We start from the raw sequence: 2,678 nt of genomic DNA on the forward strand, positions 1-2,678 counted from the left end.
CTCCAACGCAATAGGATGCGAAGCCTCCACAGAAATTTTATTATTTAATAATAAAAAACCGCCAGCGTTACTCGGTAAAAATTTATGAATAGAAAACAAGGCAAAATCACCGAACTTCCCAATAGGTCGTCCATTTAAACAGGAATATAAAGAGTGTGCACAATCTTCTATCAGTAAAATACCTTTCTGCTGGCATATTTTTTTGATGGACACAACATTTTCTTGTGGAAATCCGAAATAATGGATTAAAAACACTGCCCGAATGTGAGGATTTTGTATTTTTTTGATAAAATCCTCCATATCTATTTGCAAATTTTCTTGCAAATTATAGAATTGATAAGGAATCCGCAATGTACGGACAGGGTCAAACACTCCGCTGCCCTCCTTAACGGATTGCCCAATATATGCGGGCATTAAAATGGTATCTTTGCAATCAGCACAAACCGCGTTTAATAATGACAGAAAAGCTGCCCGGGCCGAATTGAAATAAACCCGATGGAACTGAGCATTTTTGATATTTTTCGCTTCTTTTGTAATCATAACAAAGTATAATTATCCAGCATTTTATTAATTTGCTCTTTGGAGTTAAACATCATCACATCCAATATAGACAAGCCTTCCTCAAAGGCAAAAGGTTGGCATTGGGAATACGGTGTCAAAATGGGTTGTTGAAAAAGCAACTTAATGCCTGCTTTTTCATACTTATCTCGATTAAAAAAATTCAGTCCGCCTGGCGGGTTGACGTATTCATCCACATTTCCAAGAGATTTGCAAATATTTAAGGCCCATTCATCGGGCGCGTGCGGCTGTTCTATAATCAAATTCATTTCACTGAAAATATAACTTTCAAACGGAATGTCCAAGTATTCACACACTACTTTTAATATCTTATGATTCAAATGTGTAATACTCTTTGTTTGAATATCTAATGCTTTTGTTATAACTTCCAATGTTTCCTTATAATATGGAGCTCTTTTTTTATATGAAGTCAGTTGCGAAAAAATTTTTTCCTTCCATGGTTCTTCCCGTATTTGAATATCTTTAATAAGGGTTTCCCGGGGATGTTTTTCCAAAGGCACCGCAATATACATCCACCCGCCGCCTTGTTTTAAGATTCTATTTCGTTCAATCCAACCATGTTTAATAAATTGTACTGGATCAAACAGAATAAACTTATCCGTATATTTAATCAAAGAAAAATATCCAATATAAGGGAAAAAATAAGGCTGCATTATACCGACTTTCATAATTTATAAATTCTCCAATATTATATGGGCAATACGTCTAACATCAGTAATTGCAAGGGCCGGATATAGAGGCAAACAAGCAATGCGAGAGCAGATATCTTCCGATACGGGACAATGCTGTTTCTCCTGCAAATAAGGCAATCTATTTAAGGATGGGTAAAAATAACGACGCGGGTAAATATCCTCTTTTTCTAATGCAGCAAAAACACGCAGAAGTTGCGCTTCATTCTTAAATAACACGGGATAATAAGCATAATTATATAGCAAATCTTTTTGCTCCATTGGACGACCTATTGCCCCGGCCAGTAGTTCATCATATTCGGCTGAGATGCGTTTACGGGCTTGTACAATTTCGGTTAAATGCGGCCATATAGCCAATCCCATAGCCGCATGAAACTCTGACTGTTTCCCATTTATTCCTAAGCACAAATGCGTGTTTCCGTTATGACCAAAGCGCTTGATTAAATCTAACTTTGTATTTACGAATTCATCACGCACAATACAGGCCCCGCCTTCCACCGTGTGGTACAATTTAGTGGCATGAAAAGACAGAGTGGATACATCTCCATAGCCACACAAAGATCGTCCTTTATAAACAGAGGCAAAGGCGTGGGCAGCATCATATACTACTTTCAAACCATATTTTCTGGCAATATTCTCTATTTGTTCCGTATCGCATGCATATCCAAAAACATGCACTGGCATAATTGCACGCGTTTTGGACGTAATAGCGGCCTCTATTTTTGAAACGTCTATGGTAAAATTGTGGGGTTCTATATCCACAAAAATGGGTTTACACCGCTGCCACAGAATAGAAGATGTCGTGGCTACATAACTAAACGGAGTGGTAATTATTTCCCCTTCTCTAATATCTAAGGCCTCTAAAGCCAATTGAAGGGCAATAGTTCCGTTGGTAACATATTGAAAATGCGGAACTTTTAAGAAAGATTGTATTTTCTCTTCTAATTCTCTTAGGCGAGGACCTTGGTTCGTCAATTGACAGGCCTGAAAGATCTTTTCTACCTGGGCGGTATATTCATCTTGTGGTGGCAAGTAAGGTTTGGTAACAAAAATTTTACACATAATTAGATCTTCCCCAAATACCACTGAACGGTCTTTTTGATACCGGTCTCAAAGGTCTCTTGTGCCTTCCACCCTAACTGCGTTTCCAGTTTGGTAGCGTCAATGGCGTAGCGGCGGTCGTGCCCGGCGCGGTCTTTTACAAAACTGATTAAATGTGCATAGGGCCTTCCATCCTTCGCGGGGTGCAACTCATCCAACAGGGTGCAAATAGTATGTACAATTTGCAGGTTATTACGCTCATTGCGGCCACCAATGTTGTACGTCTCGCCCGCTTTGCCCTGTTGCCACACCAAGGCAATTCCCTTGCAATGATCCAACACATACAGCCAATCACGCACATTTTTTCCG

At 39.2% G+C, this 2,678-nt stretch carries 4 protein-coding genes; all 4 read right to left on the minus strand.

What is annotated here, in order from left to right; genetic code table 11:
* Positions 1–540 (minus strand): DegT/DnrJ/EryC1/StrS family aminotransferase (locus ACQY2K_RS07975; RefSeq protein WP_428041421.1); only part of this gene is annotated, 540 nt, incomplete at its 3' end.
* The gene (locus ACQY2K_RS07980) at positions 537–1,247 is read right to left on the minus strand and encodes a WbqC family protein (RefSeq protein ID WP_428041422.1); all 711 of its coding nucleotides are present in this window, start codon (positions 1,245–1,247) and stop codon (positions 537–539) included. The genes ACQY2K_RS07980 and ACQY2K_RS07975, both read right to left, overlap by 4 nt.
* Positions 1,248–1,250: 3 nt before the next feature.
* Complete coding sequence (locus ACQY2K_RS07985) at positions 1,251–2,330, minus strand: DegT/DnrJ/EryC1/StrS family aminotransferase (protein WP_428041423.1); 1,080 nt, start codon at positions 2,328–2,330, stop codon at positions 1,251–1,253.
* Between the two features lie 2 nt (positions 2,331–2,332).
* The coding region (locus ACQY2K_RS07990; protein ID WP_428041424.1) for a GDP-mannose 4,6-dehydratase at positions 2,333–2,678 on the minus strand (346 nt) is incomplete at its 5' end.

Source organism: Candidatus Avelusimicrobium fimicolum, from assembly GCF_021632165.1.
In the GTDB taxonomy this organism is placed as follows: domain Bacteria; phylum Elusimicrobiota; class Elusimicrobia; order Elusimicrobiales; family Elusimicrobiaceae; genus Avelusimicrobium; species Avelusimicrobium fimicola.